The sequence below is a fragment of the Yaniella soli genome (assembly GCF_054782375.1).
On sequence record NZ_BAAGSP010000017.1, the window covers coordinates 18,929 to 31,422 of the forward strand.

General features: G+C 55.9%; 21 protein-coding genes. 20 read left to right on the plus strand and 1 reads right to left on the minus strand.

Annotated features, from left to right (window positions below):
* The first annotated feature begins 95 nt into the window (after positions 1-95).
* The 13 genes from ACYVJT_RS09935 to ACYVJT_RS09995 all read left to right on the plus strand — a co-directional run bounded on the left by ACYVJT_RS09935 (position 96) and on the right by ACYVJT_RS09995 (position 6,432).
* The gene (locus ACYVJT_RS09935; RefSeq protein WP_343957415.1) at positions 96-227 is read left to right on the plus strand and encodes a hypothetical protein; all 132 of its coding nucleotides are present in this window, start codon (positions 96-98) and stop codon (positions 225-227) included.
* A gap of 9 nt (positions 228-236) precedes the next feature.
* Positions 237-413 carry a hypothetical protein gene (locus tag ACYVJT_RS09940; protein WP_343957413.1) on the plus strand — a complete coding sequence of 59 codons (177 nt, stop codon included), beginning with the start codon at positions 237-239 and terminating at the stop codon, positions 411-413.
* A 56-nt stretch (positions 414-469) separates the two neighbouring features.
* Positions 470-802, plus strand: coding sequence for a hypothetical protein (locus ACYVJT_RS09945; RefSeq protein ID WP_343957411.1), 333 nt, complete (start codon positions 470-472; stop codon positions 800-802).
* Entirely contained in the window at positions 786-1,040 is a 255-nt protein-coding gene (locus tag ACYVJT_RS09950) for a hypothetical protein (protein ID WP_343957409.1), read from the plus strand. The genes ACYVJT_RS09945 and ACYVJT_RS09950 overlap by 17 nt, the downstream gene beginning before the upstream one ends.
* A complete protein-coding gene (locus tag ACYVJT_RS09955; protein ID WP_343957407.1) occupies positions 1,037-1,426 on the plus strand; it encodes a hypothetical protein in 390 nt (129 codons plus the stop codon). The genes ACYVJT_RS09950 and ACYVJT_RS09955 overlap by 4 nt, the downstream gene beginning before the upstream one ends.
* A 95-nt stretch (positions 1,427-1,521) precedes the next feature.
* Positions 1,522-2,097 (plus strand): hypothetical protein, encoded by a 576-nt coding sequence (locus ACYVJT_RS09960; RefSeq protein ID WP_343957405.1) that lies wholly within the window; start codon positions 1,522-1,524, stop codon positions 2,095-2,097.
* Positions 2,098-2,320: 223 nt separating this feature from the next.
* Entirely contained in the window at positions 2,321-2,779 is a 459-nt protein-coding gene (locus ACYVJT_RS09965; protein ID WP_343957403.1) for a hypothetical protein, read from the plus strand.
* A gap of 2 nt (positions 2,780-2,781) precedes the next feature.
* A complete protein-coding gene (locus ACYVJT_RS09970) occupies positions 2,782-3,171 on the plus strand; it encodes a hypothetical protein (protein ID WP_343957401.1) in 390 nt (129 codons plus the stop codon).
* A 159-nt stretch (positions 3,172-3,330) separates the two neighbouring features.
* Positions 3,331-3,609, plus strand: a complete 279-nt coding sequence (locus tag ACYVJT_RS09975) for a hypothetical protein (RefSeq protein ID WP_343957399.1) — start codon at positions 3,331-3,333, stop codon at positions 3,607-3,609.
* A 56-nt stretch (positions 3,610-3,665) separates the two neighbouring features.
* The gene (locus ACYVJT_RS09980) at positions 3,666-4,457 is read left to right on the plus strand and encodes a thymidylate synthase (RefSeq protein WP_343957476.1); all 792 of its coding nucleotides are present in this window, start codon (positions 3,666-3,668) and stop codon (positions 4,455-4,457) included.
* A gap of 224 nt (positions 4,458-4,681) precedes the next feature.
* Positions 4,682-5,650, plus strand: a complete 969-nt coding sequence (locus ACYVJT_RS09985; RefSeq protein ID WP_343957397.1) for an SPFH domain-containing protein — start codon at positions 4,682-4,684, stop codon at positions 5,648-5,650.
* A 77-nt stretch (positions 5,651-5,727) separates the two neighbouring features.
* Positions 5,728-5,985: a hypothetical protein gene (locus ACYVJT_RS09990; RefSeq protein ID WP_343957395.1), complete on the plus strand. Its 258-nt coding sequence runs from the start codon at positions 5,728-5,730 to the stop codon at positions 5,983-5,985.
* 315 nt (positions 5,986-6,300) lie between these two features.
* Positions 6,301-6,432, plus strand: coding sequence for a hypothetical protein (locus tag ACYVJT_RS09995; protein WP_499418353.1), 132 nt, complete (start codon positions 6,301-6,303; stop codon positions 6,430-6,432).
* Here the strand turns inward: ACYVJT_RS09995 and ACYVJT_RS10000 are convergent.
* Positions 6,429-7,832 (minus strand): hypothetical protein, encoded by a 1,404-nt coding sequence (locus ACYVJT_RS10000; RefSeq protein ID WP_343957391.1) that lies wholly within the window; start codon positions 7,830-7,832, stop codon positions 6,429-6,431. The genes ACYVJT_RS09995 and ACYVJT_RS10000 overlap by 4 nt on opposite strands.
* Before the next feature lie 53 nt (positions 7,833-7,885).
* Between ACYVJT_RS10000 and ACYVJT_RS10005 the strand changes: the two genes are divergently transcribed.
* The 7 genes from ACYVJT_RS10005 (at position 7,886) to ACYVJT_RS10035 (ending at position 12,491) form a co-directional block, all read left to right on the plus strand.
* Positions 7,886-9,433, plus strand: coding sequence for a DNA cytosine methyltransferase (locus ACYVJT_RS10005; protein ID WP_343957389.1), 1,548 nt, complete (start codon positions 7,886-7,888; stop codon positions 9,431-9,433).
* Positions 9,434-9,476: 43 nt separating this feature from the next.
* On the plus strand, positions 9,477-10,202 hold the full coding sequence (locus ACYVJT_RS10010) for a GIY-YIG nuclease family protein (protein WP_343957387.1): 726 nt from the start codon (positions 9,477-9,479) through the stop codon (positions 10,200-10,202).
* A gap of 9 nt (positions 10,203-10,211) precedes the next feature.
* On the plus strand, positions 10,212-10,628 hold the full coding sequence (locus ACYVJT_RS10015) for a hypothetical protein (RefSeq protein ID WP_343957385.1): 417 nt from the start codon (positions 10,212-10,214) through the stop codon (positions 10,626-10,628).
* Positions 10,629-10,687: 59 nt separating this feature from the next.
* Complete coding sequence (locus tag ACYVJT_RS10020; protein WP_343957383.1) at positions 10,688-11,056, plus strand: hypothetical protein; 369 nt, start codon at positions 10,688-10,690, stop codon at positions 11,054-11,056.
* Between the two features lie 418 nt (positions 11,057-11,474).
* Positions 11,475-11,627 (plus strand): hypothetical protein, encoded by a 153-nt coding sequence (locus ACYVJT_RS10025; protein ID WP_343957380.1) that lies wholly within the window; start codon positions 11,475-11,477, stop codon positions 11,625-11,627.
* Between the two features lie 10 nt (positions 11,628-11,637).
* Positions 11,638-12,198, plus strand: coding sequence for a nuclease-related domain-containing protein (locus ACYVJT_RS10030; protein WP_343957377.1), 561 nt, complete (start codon positions 11,638-11,640; stop codon positions 12,196-12,198).
* 2 nt (positions 12,199-12,200) lie between these two features.
* Positions 12,201-12,491, plus strand: a complete 291-nt coding sequence (locus ACYVJT_RS10035) for a hypothetical protein (protein WP_343957375.1) — start codon at positions 12,201-12,203, stop codon at positions 12,489-12,491.
* The last annotated feature ends 3 nt before the right edge of the window (positions 12,492-12,494 follow it).

Sequence of the window (12,494 nt, forward strand, 5' to 3'; positions counted from 1 at the left end):
AATCCCCCGGATTCATCCGTGGGGAGGATTCAAGGAAGAGGGTTGCGGGTGCGGAAGCGCTCAACAGTCTGACTTCCGAAATCCTGGAGGATGAAGTGCTGACCAGGATCGCCCTGGAAACAGCGTTGACCATCCTCACCGACCTGCAATCCATCGACGATATCGCCCCGACCGTGCGGTACGCCGTGCAACGTCACGCGGCCTGGGTGCTGGCCGATAACGAATAGGAGAGCTTCATGGCACGAGACAACCGAGACCAGCGCGGAGGTCACCGACCAGCACAACACCCTCAAACCTACGGGTACGATTGTGGGTGCTGTGCATCTATCCCTCGGCCCGACCGTGACCCGACCAACCGCACTCGACGTGAACGCACCGCGCAGCGCTACGAACAACGTGCCGAGGGGCACTGAGCCCTCCGGACACAGTAGAGGTAGCCCAATGTCAGACCGTCGAAAGGCTCTGCGCTATGTCTAGCGAATTCACGAATACACATCTGCCTCCAGAGCATGTCATCAACGCCGTTCAACAGGCTATGAACTGGAACGGCGACAGCGCACGAAACGCCCTGTTAGCCCTCCGGCGCGAATCCCGACTCACCGATCTTGACCAGGTCGAAGCTTTGCCGGTCGGAACCGTGGTCAAAGACTTCAACGGGCAAATCATGCACCAGTATGAAACCGGTTGGTGGGATGCAGCTGGAGACGAAACCAGTTGGAACAGCACCTACGTCCTACTTCCGGCCCATGTGTTGGCTTGGGGAAAGACCAGGAGTTCGGAAAGTGATGACACAGCAGCTTGACCAAGCGCTGGCCGAAATATCCCAGCGAATCCAATCCGCTGGCTCGCAAGATACACGAACTTTGGTGGCCGCCATCGGCTCGATCCACACCGTGGCAACGCAGATGTCACAGGACAATGGCGATGACTCGTCGTACTCGAAAGGTGTTGCAGACATGGCTGGCACGGTGCTGCATTTACTGACTGTATCGCTGACTAATCGATACCCGCACCTCGCCCCGGACACTACCTCTGCATGACAGAACCTATCATTGTTAGCAAGCCGCTTGAAGACATCGTTGCAGGAGACCAGATACGCTTCATTCCGCCACATGACGGAGGCCAGAGGCAACGCTGGTGGACGGTCAAAGCCACAGATCATCGGTACGTGATCGCGTCCCGCCAAGCTCTCTTCCAGCCCAAGGGCACCGGAGAATATACCGTCATCGACCTCATCGAACGCGAAACCTCATACAACAACGTTGGCCCCGGTATCGTACGGTCCTCGCTGAACACGCTGGGCGGAGGATATGACATGGATCAGGACGGCTGGGCAGATCAAATGCTGGCAGACCTGCATGATGGCACCTGGGAACTCTCTAACCGTCGCCTCGCTGCTGTTCACGGAGTCGAAGTCAAAGGCTAAACGTAACACTGCGCCGGACACTGAACAGGCAGGCAGACCAAATCGGCCTGCCTGTTTTATTCGCTGCTCAGCTTCAATCAGAGAGACTTCACTAGATGGCCAGTACCAACACCTCTAAGTCCACTGCACGAGTCACCAGTACCGAGGGAGATAAGGGCGCTTTGCGCTCACCCGAGATAGCCCTGGCCTGCATCATGGCCCTCGTCGTTGCAATAGCGATCATCGGCGGTGCCAATGTTGCGGGGTTCATCGCATCCACGGTGGCTTTCGTCGTCTGGTTGCCCCAGGCACGATCAGTATGGGCATCCCGCAACGACCCTCACGCATTGTCAAGCATCAGCGTGGGCACACAAGTCCTTCTGCTATCCAACGCCGTGCTGTGGGGCGTTTATGCTGCCCAGGAGTCCGCGTTCTGGGTTGCAGCACCCGGCATCATCAACGCACCGCTAGCACTGCTTTGCATCGGTCTGATTATTCGAGCACGAAAGCAGCAGAACACGGTTCAGACAGTGGACTGTGAGCATTGTCATGCGGATCGACAGCACCGCGAATTCATTACGGCTCCGGCTGGCTGGGGGTCGGTCATGGACTGCTCCGGCACCCCGCGAGATCATGCGGTCGTGGTGTTCACCGATGAGGACATCTCAGCGTTGCGCAGCCAACGTGCGTAGCAGGTGCGCCGGACACGGTTGGGATAACACCAAGCCTCCACGGTCAAAGGAAACACTATGTTTGTTCATAATCCACGGCCCGAAACGTGTTGTGGCGTCTGCCCTGGCATCGAAGGTGGCGGATACGACTGCACCTGCCGGTACACTCCCGGCTGTCCGCATTATCGCGAGCCAAAGCAACTGCTGCACAACGGTAAAAAGCCACGACGATAGGGGGAGCACCATGAGCCAACACTTGGCTACAACCGACACGGAAACAGCCTTTGCAGCCCTAAAAGATGCCTGGATACTGTACCGGGACAACGAAGACCAGTCCCGCGGCATACCTGCCGATGCTTCGCTATACAGCGCTGAACTGAAACACCTGCTTGCTACCGCTGGAACTGCCAGAACCGAAACCAATGAGAGCAGCCAAGAAGCAACATCGCACCATTACCCGCCCATGGTCGTCAACGCGGTGGCAGACATTTTGGCAGCCGACATTCCTGCCATCGGCGCTGCCGAACCATACGCCCACTCCGTGCTGTCCACCCTCCACGATGTCTCGCGCATCTACACCATCGAGCAGCTGCACCAGCTGCCACCAGAAACCTATGTGAAGACGAAAAGTGGAACGTTACGCTGGGCTGAATTCGCCGATGACTTCGACCTGCCAGCAACCGTCGTTGATTGGGGCGCTTGACGATGAGCAAGGAAACCATCTACGAAGTTCACACCGACGGCATTGATGCACACGAGATCGTCACCCAGACCCAGTCTGTGAAAATCGACCACATGGTATCGGTAACTTCCCGATGCAGTGCCTGTGATGCGATGATATTTACTGCTCTGCCGGTCAAATATGTTCACGTGCGCCGCGGATTCATGCAGGACCACATCGACCAGCACGCCCCAGGCCGAGCCACCGATCTTGATGTGCAATGGCATCTTTACGCACAATGCACCGTTTGCGACGACGGCGAGATTATCAATGAGGACAGCGAAACGCTGTGCTGCAAGCAATGCGATACAACCTGGTCCATCGACGGCACCTATGGCGAACTGGTCGATGACGAAGATGTTGAACCAGTGTAAGAGGCTGCTCGAAGAGATGATGCCCAAGCAGTGCCACGTCAAAAACTGTCACCGTGAATCAACAACCTGGGTTGTTCAAGTCCTGCCTAGTGGTGAGCATAAACCGCAACCGGTGTGCATCGGCCATTTCGCATCCATACAGAGCGCTCAAAGGAAGTCATGACCCAACTCCACGACCTTACTGTTGGCGACCAAGTGCTCGTCAAACGCAACCTCGACCATCCTGTGCACCAAAAATTTGTCGATGACGAATACGGCGGCGGATGGGTAGCGGATAGCGGCGTTGAAGAAATCATCGGCGTTCAGACCATTACCGAACGCAAAGACACCTCCGACCGAAGTCTCGTCCGGCTCAGCAGCGGATTCTGGTACGACCTTAGCGACGGCTACCAGGACGGCGCCAGAGCAAACGTCATCGAAGCTTTGCCCGAACACTAGATCAACACCACCAGGAGCAACGCAACTCATGACCATCGTAACCCCCCTACGAAGACCTGCTCGCCGACGTGCTGGAAAACGGCACGTTGACCGAAGATCGCACCGGCACCGGAACCTACTCGGTATTTGGTCGGCAAATGCGCTTCGATCTGTCCGAATCCTTCCCGCTGATCACCACCAAGCGTGTGCACTTCAAGTCAGCAGCATTAGAACTTCTGTGGTTCCTGCAAGGGGACTCCAATGTCAGATGGCTCCAAGAGCGCGGGGTACGCATCTGGAATGAATGGGCTTCCGAGGATGGCGAACTTGGCCCCGTCTATGGTGTGCAATGGAGATCATGGCCAACGCCCAATGGCGAATCCATCGACCAAATGCAGCAGGTTATGGAATCACTAGCCAATAACCCAAGCTCGCGCCGGCATATCGTCACTGCCTGGAATCCAGGGCAACTCGATGAGATGGCGCTACCAGCCTGCCACGCACTGTTCCAATTCAACGTCCAGCCCCAGGCCGATGGGTCGGCCAAACTCAACTGCCAGCTCTACCAACGATCTGCCGACATGTTCTTGGGCGTACCGTTCAACATCGCGGAGTACGCTCTGTTGACCGTGATGGTCGCACACCAACTCGGGTATCACCCTGGCGAATTCATCTGGACCGGGGGAGATGTGCATATCTACACCGATCATGTTGACCAAGTGAAAGAACAGCTGGGCCGCGAACCGTTTCCGTACCCACAGTTGCACTTCCGCCGCAAGCCTGCCGATCTGTTCAGCTATGAGTACGACGACATCGAGCTGGTCAACTATCAGCACCACCCAACGATCAAAGCTCCGGTATCGGTGTGATGGTCAGCTCCGAAGACATCATCGCCAACCTCAAAGAACTCCACCGCCCCGTGACCGTCGGCCTCCGCGCCACCCTGACGTACTGCTCGCACTGCCACCCGATGACCCTGGCATGGCCCTGTGACACCTGGCTGGTGCTGCATGGGAGCAAGCCGCGATGGTGACTGCTGGCGCCGGACACTCAATAGCTGAACCTATCAATTCCACGAAAGAAGGACCCTCGTATGGGTGCATTTCTGACGGTGCTTTTCATCGTCTTGGCGGTCTTTGTTGTCGCCGTGTTAGTAAAATCGTTCCGCATCGTCTCCCAGGGGTATTCTGGGATCATTCAGCGGCTGGGCAAATACCACCGAACCCAGAATGCTGGCCTGACCCTGATGGTGCCCTTCGTAGACAAGATGCTGCCGTTGATCGATGTCCGAGAGCAAGTCGTATCCTTTCCACCGCAGCCGGTCATCACCGAAGATAACCTGGTGGTCTCCATCGACACGGTCGTGTACTTTCAGGTCAACGACCCTGCCACCGCAACCTACGGAATTGCCGACTACATCTCCGCTGTAGAAAATCTGACGACCACCACGCTGCGAAATGTCGTTGGCAGCATGGACCTGGAAGATGCCCTGACTTCCCGAGACGAAATCAACACTCGTCTACGCGGGGTACTAGACGAAGCAACCTCACAGTGGGGCCTTCGAGTCTCCCGAGTCGAGCTGAAATCCATCGATCCGCCCGAGAGCATCCAACGGTCCATGGAACAGCAAATGCGTGCCGAACGTGACCGCCGAGCCGCCATCCTCACCGCCGAAGGTCAGAAGCAGTCTGACATCCTCACCGCTGAAGGAAAGCGTCAAGCTGCCATCCTAGAGGCTGAGGGTGACAAAGAATCATCTATCCTCGAAGCCGAGGGCGCAGCAGAGGCCAAAGTCTTGGAAGCCAACGCTGAAGCTGAAGCCACCAAGACCGTGTTTGATGCTATTCACGAGGGCAAGCCCGATAATGAACTCTTGGCGTACCAGTACATTCAGGCGTTGCCGAAGATCGCCGACTCGGAATCCTCCAAACTCTGGATTATCCCCTCCGAGGTCACCAACGTCATCAGTCAGTTGGGTGAACTGACAACTGCCAAGTCTGATACCGAAGACGCACCAAAGCCACCCGAAACACCTGGGCGACCACCAGCACCAACTGCATAACGCCACCGCATTGAGCCGGGGTGATGGGCGTATCGCTGTCTGTCACCCCGGTTTTTCATGCCGGACACGGTGAAATTATGAAGCACAACCTGAAATCTCAGAAGACAGTCACCGAACTGCCAAAGCTGCCCAAAACCTTGGCTTGGCACATCGTGGAAGCCCACCATTCCGGCGGCACCACGTTTTGGCTACGCATGACCGACAGCCTGTGGAATGAAGTCGCTCAATACGGCTGGCGCACCGGCTACGTTCCGACCTCAGAACAGCTGATCCACCGGGCGAAAATGATGATGAACAAAGCTGGCATTGAGGCTGTTGAAGAAGGGCAGTCATGAAAGAAGCTGACTGGGGAGAACCTGACCACGCACCGTGCTGCTCTTCGCACAACGTGACGATGTCATGCGAAAACTATCGTCGCACCCACTTTGCAGAAGTCCGGCCATGCTGCGCCCTGGATGCACAGCGATTGGAGCGGGATGCATGAGATAGCTCACCACCGCATTGATGCCGAGGGCACCAGGATCATCTGTTTCTCATCACATGATGCTCGCTGTCGCATCCGCCCCAAATGCCACACCGAATCCTTCGACACCCTGCAATGTCACGATCACGATCCGCCCCATTCCAGCTGTCACAGTCAGCCATGCTGGATGGTCGAGTGGATCAATGCCGGATTCTTAGAGGACAGTTCAGCACATGACGACCCCGTCATCGAAAACTCCGCAGTCGAACTGGAATTCCATGGCAACGACATCGGCGTAACATGGAGGCTGGCAGACTAGCTGGCTTCGTTCAACGCATCGTCGCTCGTATCGTCCTCCACATCGCCTAGACCCTCAACGTACCATCGGTTTGCTGCCACAAAATCGGCTGCTGCACACCACGCGGCCATCGTCGAGACACCCAGAACCAAATCTTCTGGGATACTGGTGTCCCGATGGTGCCGTGCAAGTGATTGTCGTAAAGCATCGTGTCGCTCACCCCAGGTATCTGCATCGGCAAGCAGCACGTCAACTGGTACCCAGCCACGCCCCACGCTGTACTGAGCTTCATCTGCACCAGGTGCACGTTCTATCACATCAGCCATGGCCACATTGAGCTTGACCAACCCAGAGAACTCAGGCTTGGCACCGCGAGAAAGCCAGCGTGAGTAGCCGGTCACAACCTGTGATTCATCAACGATCTCATCACGGTGCACTTGGGATTCTTCACGCATCTCGCGCTGCATCCCTGCGGTCAACAGCTCGTGCAACGTCATGTTTTCGCCACGCTTCTGACACCTTTTGTGCACAGCAACAGTATCACTCCAGTCCAACGACCCCGATCCAGAGGCAGCATACCCACTGGACTGCACCGAGTTGCTAGCGCCCTGTTGCACGAAGAGCACATAGCCGTCGGTGGTGATGGCTAGCACGCTAATGCCGACCATATTGGCAAGCCCCGAGGAGGCCAGATTCAGCACGTCACCGTCATTATCGAATAGGTGCTGATGGATAACCGAGCGATCCTCAGTTGCATCGGTTCGGCACCACGGCAATTGCTCATTGGATGCCTGACCATCGAAGAATCGTACTGACTCCAACTTCAGGGGTTCCGCCTGGAATGCAGAAGGGTCGCTGGCCAGGCGGGTAAGCTTCCCGTTAAACCACCGTGGCAAACGATCCGGCGTGTCAGGAGACGACTGGTTGGCCAGACTGCGAAATGCTCTCGGGGCAATGGAACGCAAGTCACCGGGGAGAGCGTAGGCTTCATCAGCAACCACGACCTCTATCTGACCAGCACCCTGTTGCAGCGTCTCATCAATAGAGGGGTCTCGCCAGAGTAGTTCTGAAACACCATATTTGCCGGCATCTTGCAGCTCAATGACACCTGCTTCACCAAAGTCCTGCATGACATCGACTACATCGCGGCGTTGAAGCTGCACATTGGTCCACTTTTTCTTGATGTTCCGACGATATAGCAATGCCGAAAACGCGGAAACGATGGCCACAGCGAGACCGATCAGGGACGCAAAACCTACGGACGCTCCATGCCAGAAGTACCCCAGAACGATGGTGACAAAGCCGACTAATGCCATTGAAACAAAGAGCCAAAGGTCGCGGTAAATGTACCAGAGGTAGCCGGCTCGGGCGCGAATCGTGCCGCTGAAGGATGCTATGCGCTGTTGCAGTGTAGTGTTCATGGGGTTGAAAGTGTCCGGGGTGGTACATTGCAGACGCCGGACACTGTCTGTCCATGCAGACCTCTCCGAAACCCTCATCGCTGACCGCCATCGACCTTTTTGCCGGCCCCGGAGGGTGGGATGTCGCCTGCCAGCAACTGGGCATCGATGTCACCGGCTACGAATGGGACGATGCAGCAGTGGCCACACGAAAAGCCGCCGGGCACCAAACCGTCCACGGCGACATCAGGGCCTATGAACCGGTAGCCGCAGATGTACTCATCGCCTCACCGTCATGCCAATCATTCTCAGTCGCCGGAAACGGTGCCGGACGAAAAGCCTTAGACCAGGTTCTATCCGACATCCAGCGCATCGCCAACGGCGAGACCATCGACCTGTACAGCTACGATGACGACCGCACAGCTCTGGTGCTCACCCCGCTCATCTGGGCTATTTCCATGCACAACGCTGGCACCCCGTATCGACACATCGCCTTCGAGCAGGTGCCACCGGTCAAACCCGTCTGGGAAGCCATGCTCACTGTGTTGGAAACCCTGGGATACCGCGGTGAGGTCGGCCTAGTCCAAGCCGAGGCCCACGGTGTGCCACAAACCCGGAAACGCGCCATTCTCGTGGCATCACTAGATCATCAGGCTACGCTTCCAGCACCAACACATTCTAAATATCACCCTCGGAACCCTCAGAAGATGGATGAGAACGTGTTGCCGTGGGTCTCTATGGCACAAGCCCTGGGATGGGGGATGACGCAGCGCCCCACGATGACGGTAACAGCAGGCGGCGGTGCGACCGGCGGAGCGGAACCGTTCGGCAACTCTGCACGAAAAGGCATGAAAAAGGCACGCCGAGAAGGCAAATGGGCAGACGACATTTCGGGTGTCGAAGTCTCTATCAGCCCGTTCTTCCTGCAAGGAAACCAAAAACCAACTGGTGAACAGTATCAGCGTCGTCATGGCGATACCCCGGCGATGGCTGTGACCACGAATTCTCACCTCTACAAGGTGGGGGACACCGGCGAGCCGGTCGAGGAGTCGGGAATGGTCTACGACACCAATAACACCACTCGCTGGGGAGAAGATGATGAGGCTCGGTATCAGCGTCCGGTTGAACACCCCGCACCAACCACCACAGCTAGCCTGTCACGCCACACGATTGGACCCAAGGGATTCACTACAGACCAGCGGCGCCAAGCGCTAGCTGAACATGATCGCGGAGCAAAGATTGTGCCGGCCAAAAATCCGGTGCTCCGTCCAAGTCCTTACGCCGGGATGCTATTCAACGGGGGAGGCCGGCCACTCGATGAGCACCGCCCCGCACCGGTGATGACTGCCTCCGCCGGTGGCAACCATTCACATATCGTGGACATGTCTGGTGGCCAATTCATTGAAGAATATCACCGCGAGGTTATCAATGGTACGCAGCCACCACTGGCTGATGCTCCGCTACGACGACTCACCGCGACCGAGGCGGCAACTCTGCAATCCTTTCCGTCTGACTACCCGTTCCAGGGCACGAAAACCAAGGTCTTTGAACAGATCGGTAACGCCGTGCCACCGTTGCTTGCGCTGCATATTCTGAACGAGCTGACCGGCAAACAGTCCTGATGCCGGACACAGTGGAGATGGACGACCAATGGAAGGAGGTTCCGTGCGCCGAAAGATACTCGATGAACTCGAAGAAGTCATGCTACTAACCGACCGCTTCATCAGCGATGTCTTTGAACTCTTGGATGAAGACATGACTTCAACTGAAATGGCGCGCCATTTTGGCCACGATAAGCCTTGGAATGTGGAAAAGCACCTCCATGCCATTGATATGATTTATGATCCATCACTTGCCACCAACTTTGGCAAGCAAGTCCACAGTTATGCCAAAGGTGCAGCCCGAGACATCCTGATGTTCGACATCAGCCCTGGACTGAGAAAACACCTGCACCAGGTGATCGACACCGAACCCAAGCTCTCTGACCACAGCCCCAAGCAGCCCCTTCCAGGCAACGGCATCCTGGTGGACCCCCGCGAGTGGCTGGATGAAGAGACGGTACCGGGAGTCTATGTCTACACCTACCCGCAATACCTGATCACCGAACTGCTCAGCGACGATGAGCGCACTTTGTTCAAGGTCGGTGCGTCCCAGGCCACCAGTCGGCGCTTAGAGCAGCAACGGCGACAAACAGAGGTGCCGGAAGATATCGAAATTATCCGTGTCTACCCCTCAGATCATTGTTTTGAAGACGAAGTGCACTTTCATAACATCTTAAAACGTGCCGGTCACCATCAGAAGACCACTCGGGCTGGCACGGAGTGGTTCAGAACCTCTCTGCCCATGATTGATGCCATAGCCGATGCGCTAGGTCTCAGCGCCGACCGATGAGAGCACCCTATGTCTAAAGCCATCAACCCAGATAACCTCACCGATGAGGAATTCACCGCGTTAGAACTCTCCGAAATCGCTGGCGCCGGTCACCTCATCCTCACGCTCACCAAGACCAACGATTGGCCCTCTGCCGTTGCGAAAATCCGCGCCGATGAAAAACTTGCCGACAAGGTGATGGACCGACTGGATGATCTAGAGTTTGCAGTTGAAGACATCGATGACAACACCGATATCGTGTCAGCTCAACGGAAATCGCCCAAAGTTTCGGTTGCAGTATGCACCAAATGCAACGCCACCGCCGCCTATGCGAAAACCATTCCGGCCAAATGCCACATGACCAACAGCTGCACCGGCACTTGGCAAAAGCCAGCCTCCTACACCATCGCGCCAAAAGAAGACGAAGGTCGCATCAGCAGGTCGTGACGGCCCCGGACACTTCAGGTGGAACAACGAAAACTTACCAACTATAAAAAGGGTGAAGAATGACTATTAACGGAGTCTTGACGCTTACAATGCCGATGGCTGCTGCGCAGACGCCCGGTGACGCGGTCCAAGGCGGCCAAGTCACCTGGTTTCAAGACGCCTTCAACAATTACCTCAACCCCATGTTGGAGGCCAATCCACAGCTGGGCACCATTCTAACCTGGGTCGCTGTCATCCTCATCACCTTCCAAGTGCTCACGATCTTTTCCAACTACAAAAAAGATGGCTTCAAGGGCTGGATGGTCGCACTGCTGTTCACCACGCTGTTGACCACCGCACTGATCGCCCCCAGTGTGATGCTGCCATTCTGGCTTGGGCTCATTGACACTATCATCGGACTCGTGCTGTCAATTTTAGGGATTACCTGACATGTGAGTCCATAGTGAGGGTCGAAAAGTGCTTCCCGGCGCCATAGAATACGAAATTATGCGGCGAACCAAAATGGGAACAATCACCCAACACGACCCTGACTCCCTGCTCTGTCCTTGCGGTAATCACCGTGGACTAGATGACTTTGCTGTATGTTCCCCTCGCGGCGAGGCCATCACACAGATAGAAGAAAAGACCGGCACTGGATTAGTCTATGTCGAGCATATTGAAGACCCCTATTTGATATGCCCACGATGCGGCAGACTGTATAGGGTGCTGCGGATGATGCACACTGGCCAAGCGTTCGTAGAGCATATGGTTGATCTGACTGACCCGATGATCGGTGTATCACTGGCTGCCTGGAAGACGAGCCGAGAGCACTGAGCCTAAAGGTCGTGTGCCGGACACTATCAGGGCATGACCGAAAACAAAGATAGCAATACACCAAGCGAAGAAGATCGTGGCCGTCGTGAAGTCAGTGACTTCTTGAACTCGACAGCTGGCCAGTGGATTTTACGCATCGCCATCGTCTTGGCTGCGTTTTTCCTCATCCAAGCGGTGTTCTTCTAAGATGCGCGCCGTGCAAACACGTGGCGTCTTTGGCCAACCCAGCGCCCACACCAATACGAAGTTCAGCCAAGAGGCTGTCTCGGCTGGATTTAGTGGTGAACGGGCGACTGCTGACCTCATTGACGGCTACGGCAGCCAGGCAATGATCTTTCATGGCCTCAAACTGCCCATCAAATTACGCACCGACATTGATCATTTGATCGTGCGCGACAATGCGGTGTTCGCCATCGATTCAAAGTACTGGTCAGCCGGTCGATACTGGGCACTTGGCGGAAACCTGTACCGCGGACTGTCCAAAATAAGCACCCCACAGGCCATGACCCAGGCTGTCAACGCGCTGGTAGCCATGCTGGATAACGCACCGGACCACATTAATGTGCTGACCGTTGTCCATTCAAAGGGTCACCGTGCACGTATTGGGTCTTCTGCCCGGAAGCTGGCCCAGCCCATGGTCGCTGCATCAGCCGCCTATTCCATCATTGACAGGTGGCTACAGGAACACCCAGGTGAGCCTGATCAGCTGTTGGCAAGTCAGCTGCTGGGCATATATCGACTAGGTTTCGGAAGGTAAAAATGTCGAATTTCATACACGAACTGTCCAGCGAGCCTGTCCACCAAGCTATCCCTCAACTATTGGGTGCCATCGGTGGTCAACTTGGCCAAGGCAAGCTTGATAAAGCCCAGTTCTTCCAAGCCGTCAAAGACCTGCATGGCATCGTCGATGAGCTCGAAGTGTTGACTGCTTTGCATGTGGTGACCTCTGGCGAAGATGTCCAAGAAGTTGCTGAACAGGCCGGTTTCGGCGACGAATTGATCAGAACCTGCTGGTTTATCGCCCACCCAGCACCAGTCCAAGAAGATTAGATA

Coding starts and splice junctions, on each gene's coding strand:
- ACYVJT_RS09940 (WP_343957413.1), top strand. CDS start 237: ATGGCACGAGACAACCGAGACCAGCGCGGAGGTCACCGACCAGCACAA.
- ACYVJT_RS09945 (WP_343957411.1), top strand. CDS start 470: ATGTCTAGCGAATTCACGAATACACATCTGCCTCCAGAGCATGTCATC.
- ACYVJT_RS09950 (WP_343957409.1), top strand. CDS start 786: ATGACACAGCAGCTTGACCAAGCGCTGGCCGAAATATCCCAGCGAATC.
- ACYVJT_RS09955 (WP_343957407.1), top strand. CDS start 1,037: ATGACAGAACCTATCATTGTTAGCAAGCCGCTTGAAGACATCGTTGCA.
- ACYVJT_RS09960 (WP_343957405.1), top strand. CDS start 1,522: ATGGCCAGTACCAACACCTCTAAGTCCACTGCACGAGTCACCAGTACC.
- ACYVJT_RS09965 (WP_343957403.1), top strand. CDS start 2,321: ATGAGCCAACACTTGGCTACAACCGACACGGAAACAGCCTTTGCAGCC.
- ACYVJT_RS09970 (WP_343957401.1), top strand. CDS start 2,782: ATGAGCAAGGAAACCATCTACGAAGTTCACACCGACGGCATTGATGCA.
- ACYVJT_RS09975 (WP_343957399.1), top strand. CDS start 3,331: ATGACCCAACTCCACGACCTTACTGTTGGCGACCAAGTGCTCGTCAAA.
- ACYVJT_RS09985 (WP_343957397.1), top strand. CDS start 4,682: ATGGGTGCATTTCTGACGGTGCTTTTCATCGTCTTGGCGGTCTTTGTT.
- ACYVJT_RS09990 (WP_343957395.1), top strand. CDS start 5,728: ATGAAGCACAACCTGAAATCTCAGAAGACAGTCACCGAACTGCCAAAG.
- ACYVJT_RS09995 (WP_499418353.1), top strand. CDS start 6,301: ATGGTCGAGTGGATCAATGCCGGATTCTTAGAGGACAGTTCAGCACAT.
- ACYVJT_RS10000 (WP_343957391.1), bottom strand. CDS start 7,832: ATGAACACTACACTGCAACAGCGCATAGCATCCTTCAGCGGCACGATT.
- ACYVJT_RS10005 (WP_343957389.1), top strand. CDS start 7,886: ATGCAGACCTCTCCGAAACCCTCATCGCTGACCGCCATCGACCTTTTT.
- ACYVJT_RS10015 (WP_343957385.1), top strand. CDS start 10,212: ATGTCTAAAGCCATCAACCCAGATAACCTCACCGATGAGGAATTCACC.
- ACYVJT_RS10020 (WP_343957383.1), top strand. CDS start 10,688: ATGACTATTAACGGAGTCTTGACGCTTACAATGCCGATGGCTGCTGCG.
- ACYVJT_RS10025 (WP_343957380.1), top strand. CDS start 11,475: ATGACCGAAAACAAAGATAGCAATACACCAAGCGAAGAAGATCGTGGC.
- ACYVJT_RS10035 (WP_343957375.1), top strand. CDS start 12,201: ATGTCGAATTTCATACACGAACTGTCCAGCGAGCCTGTCCACCAAGCT.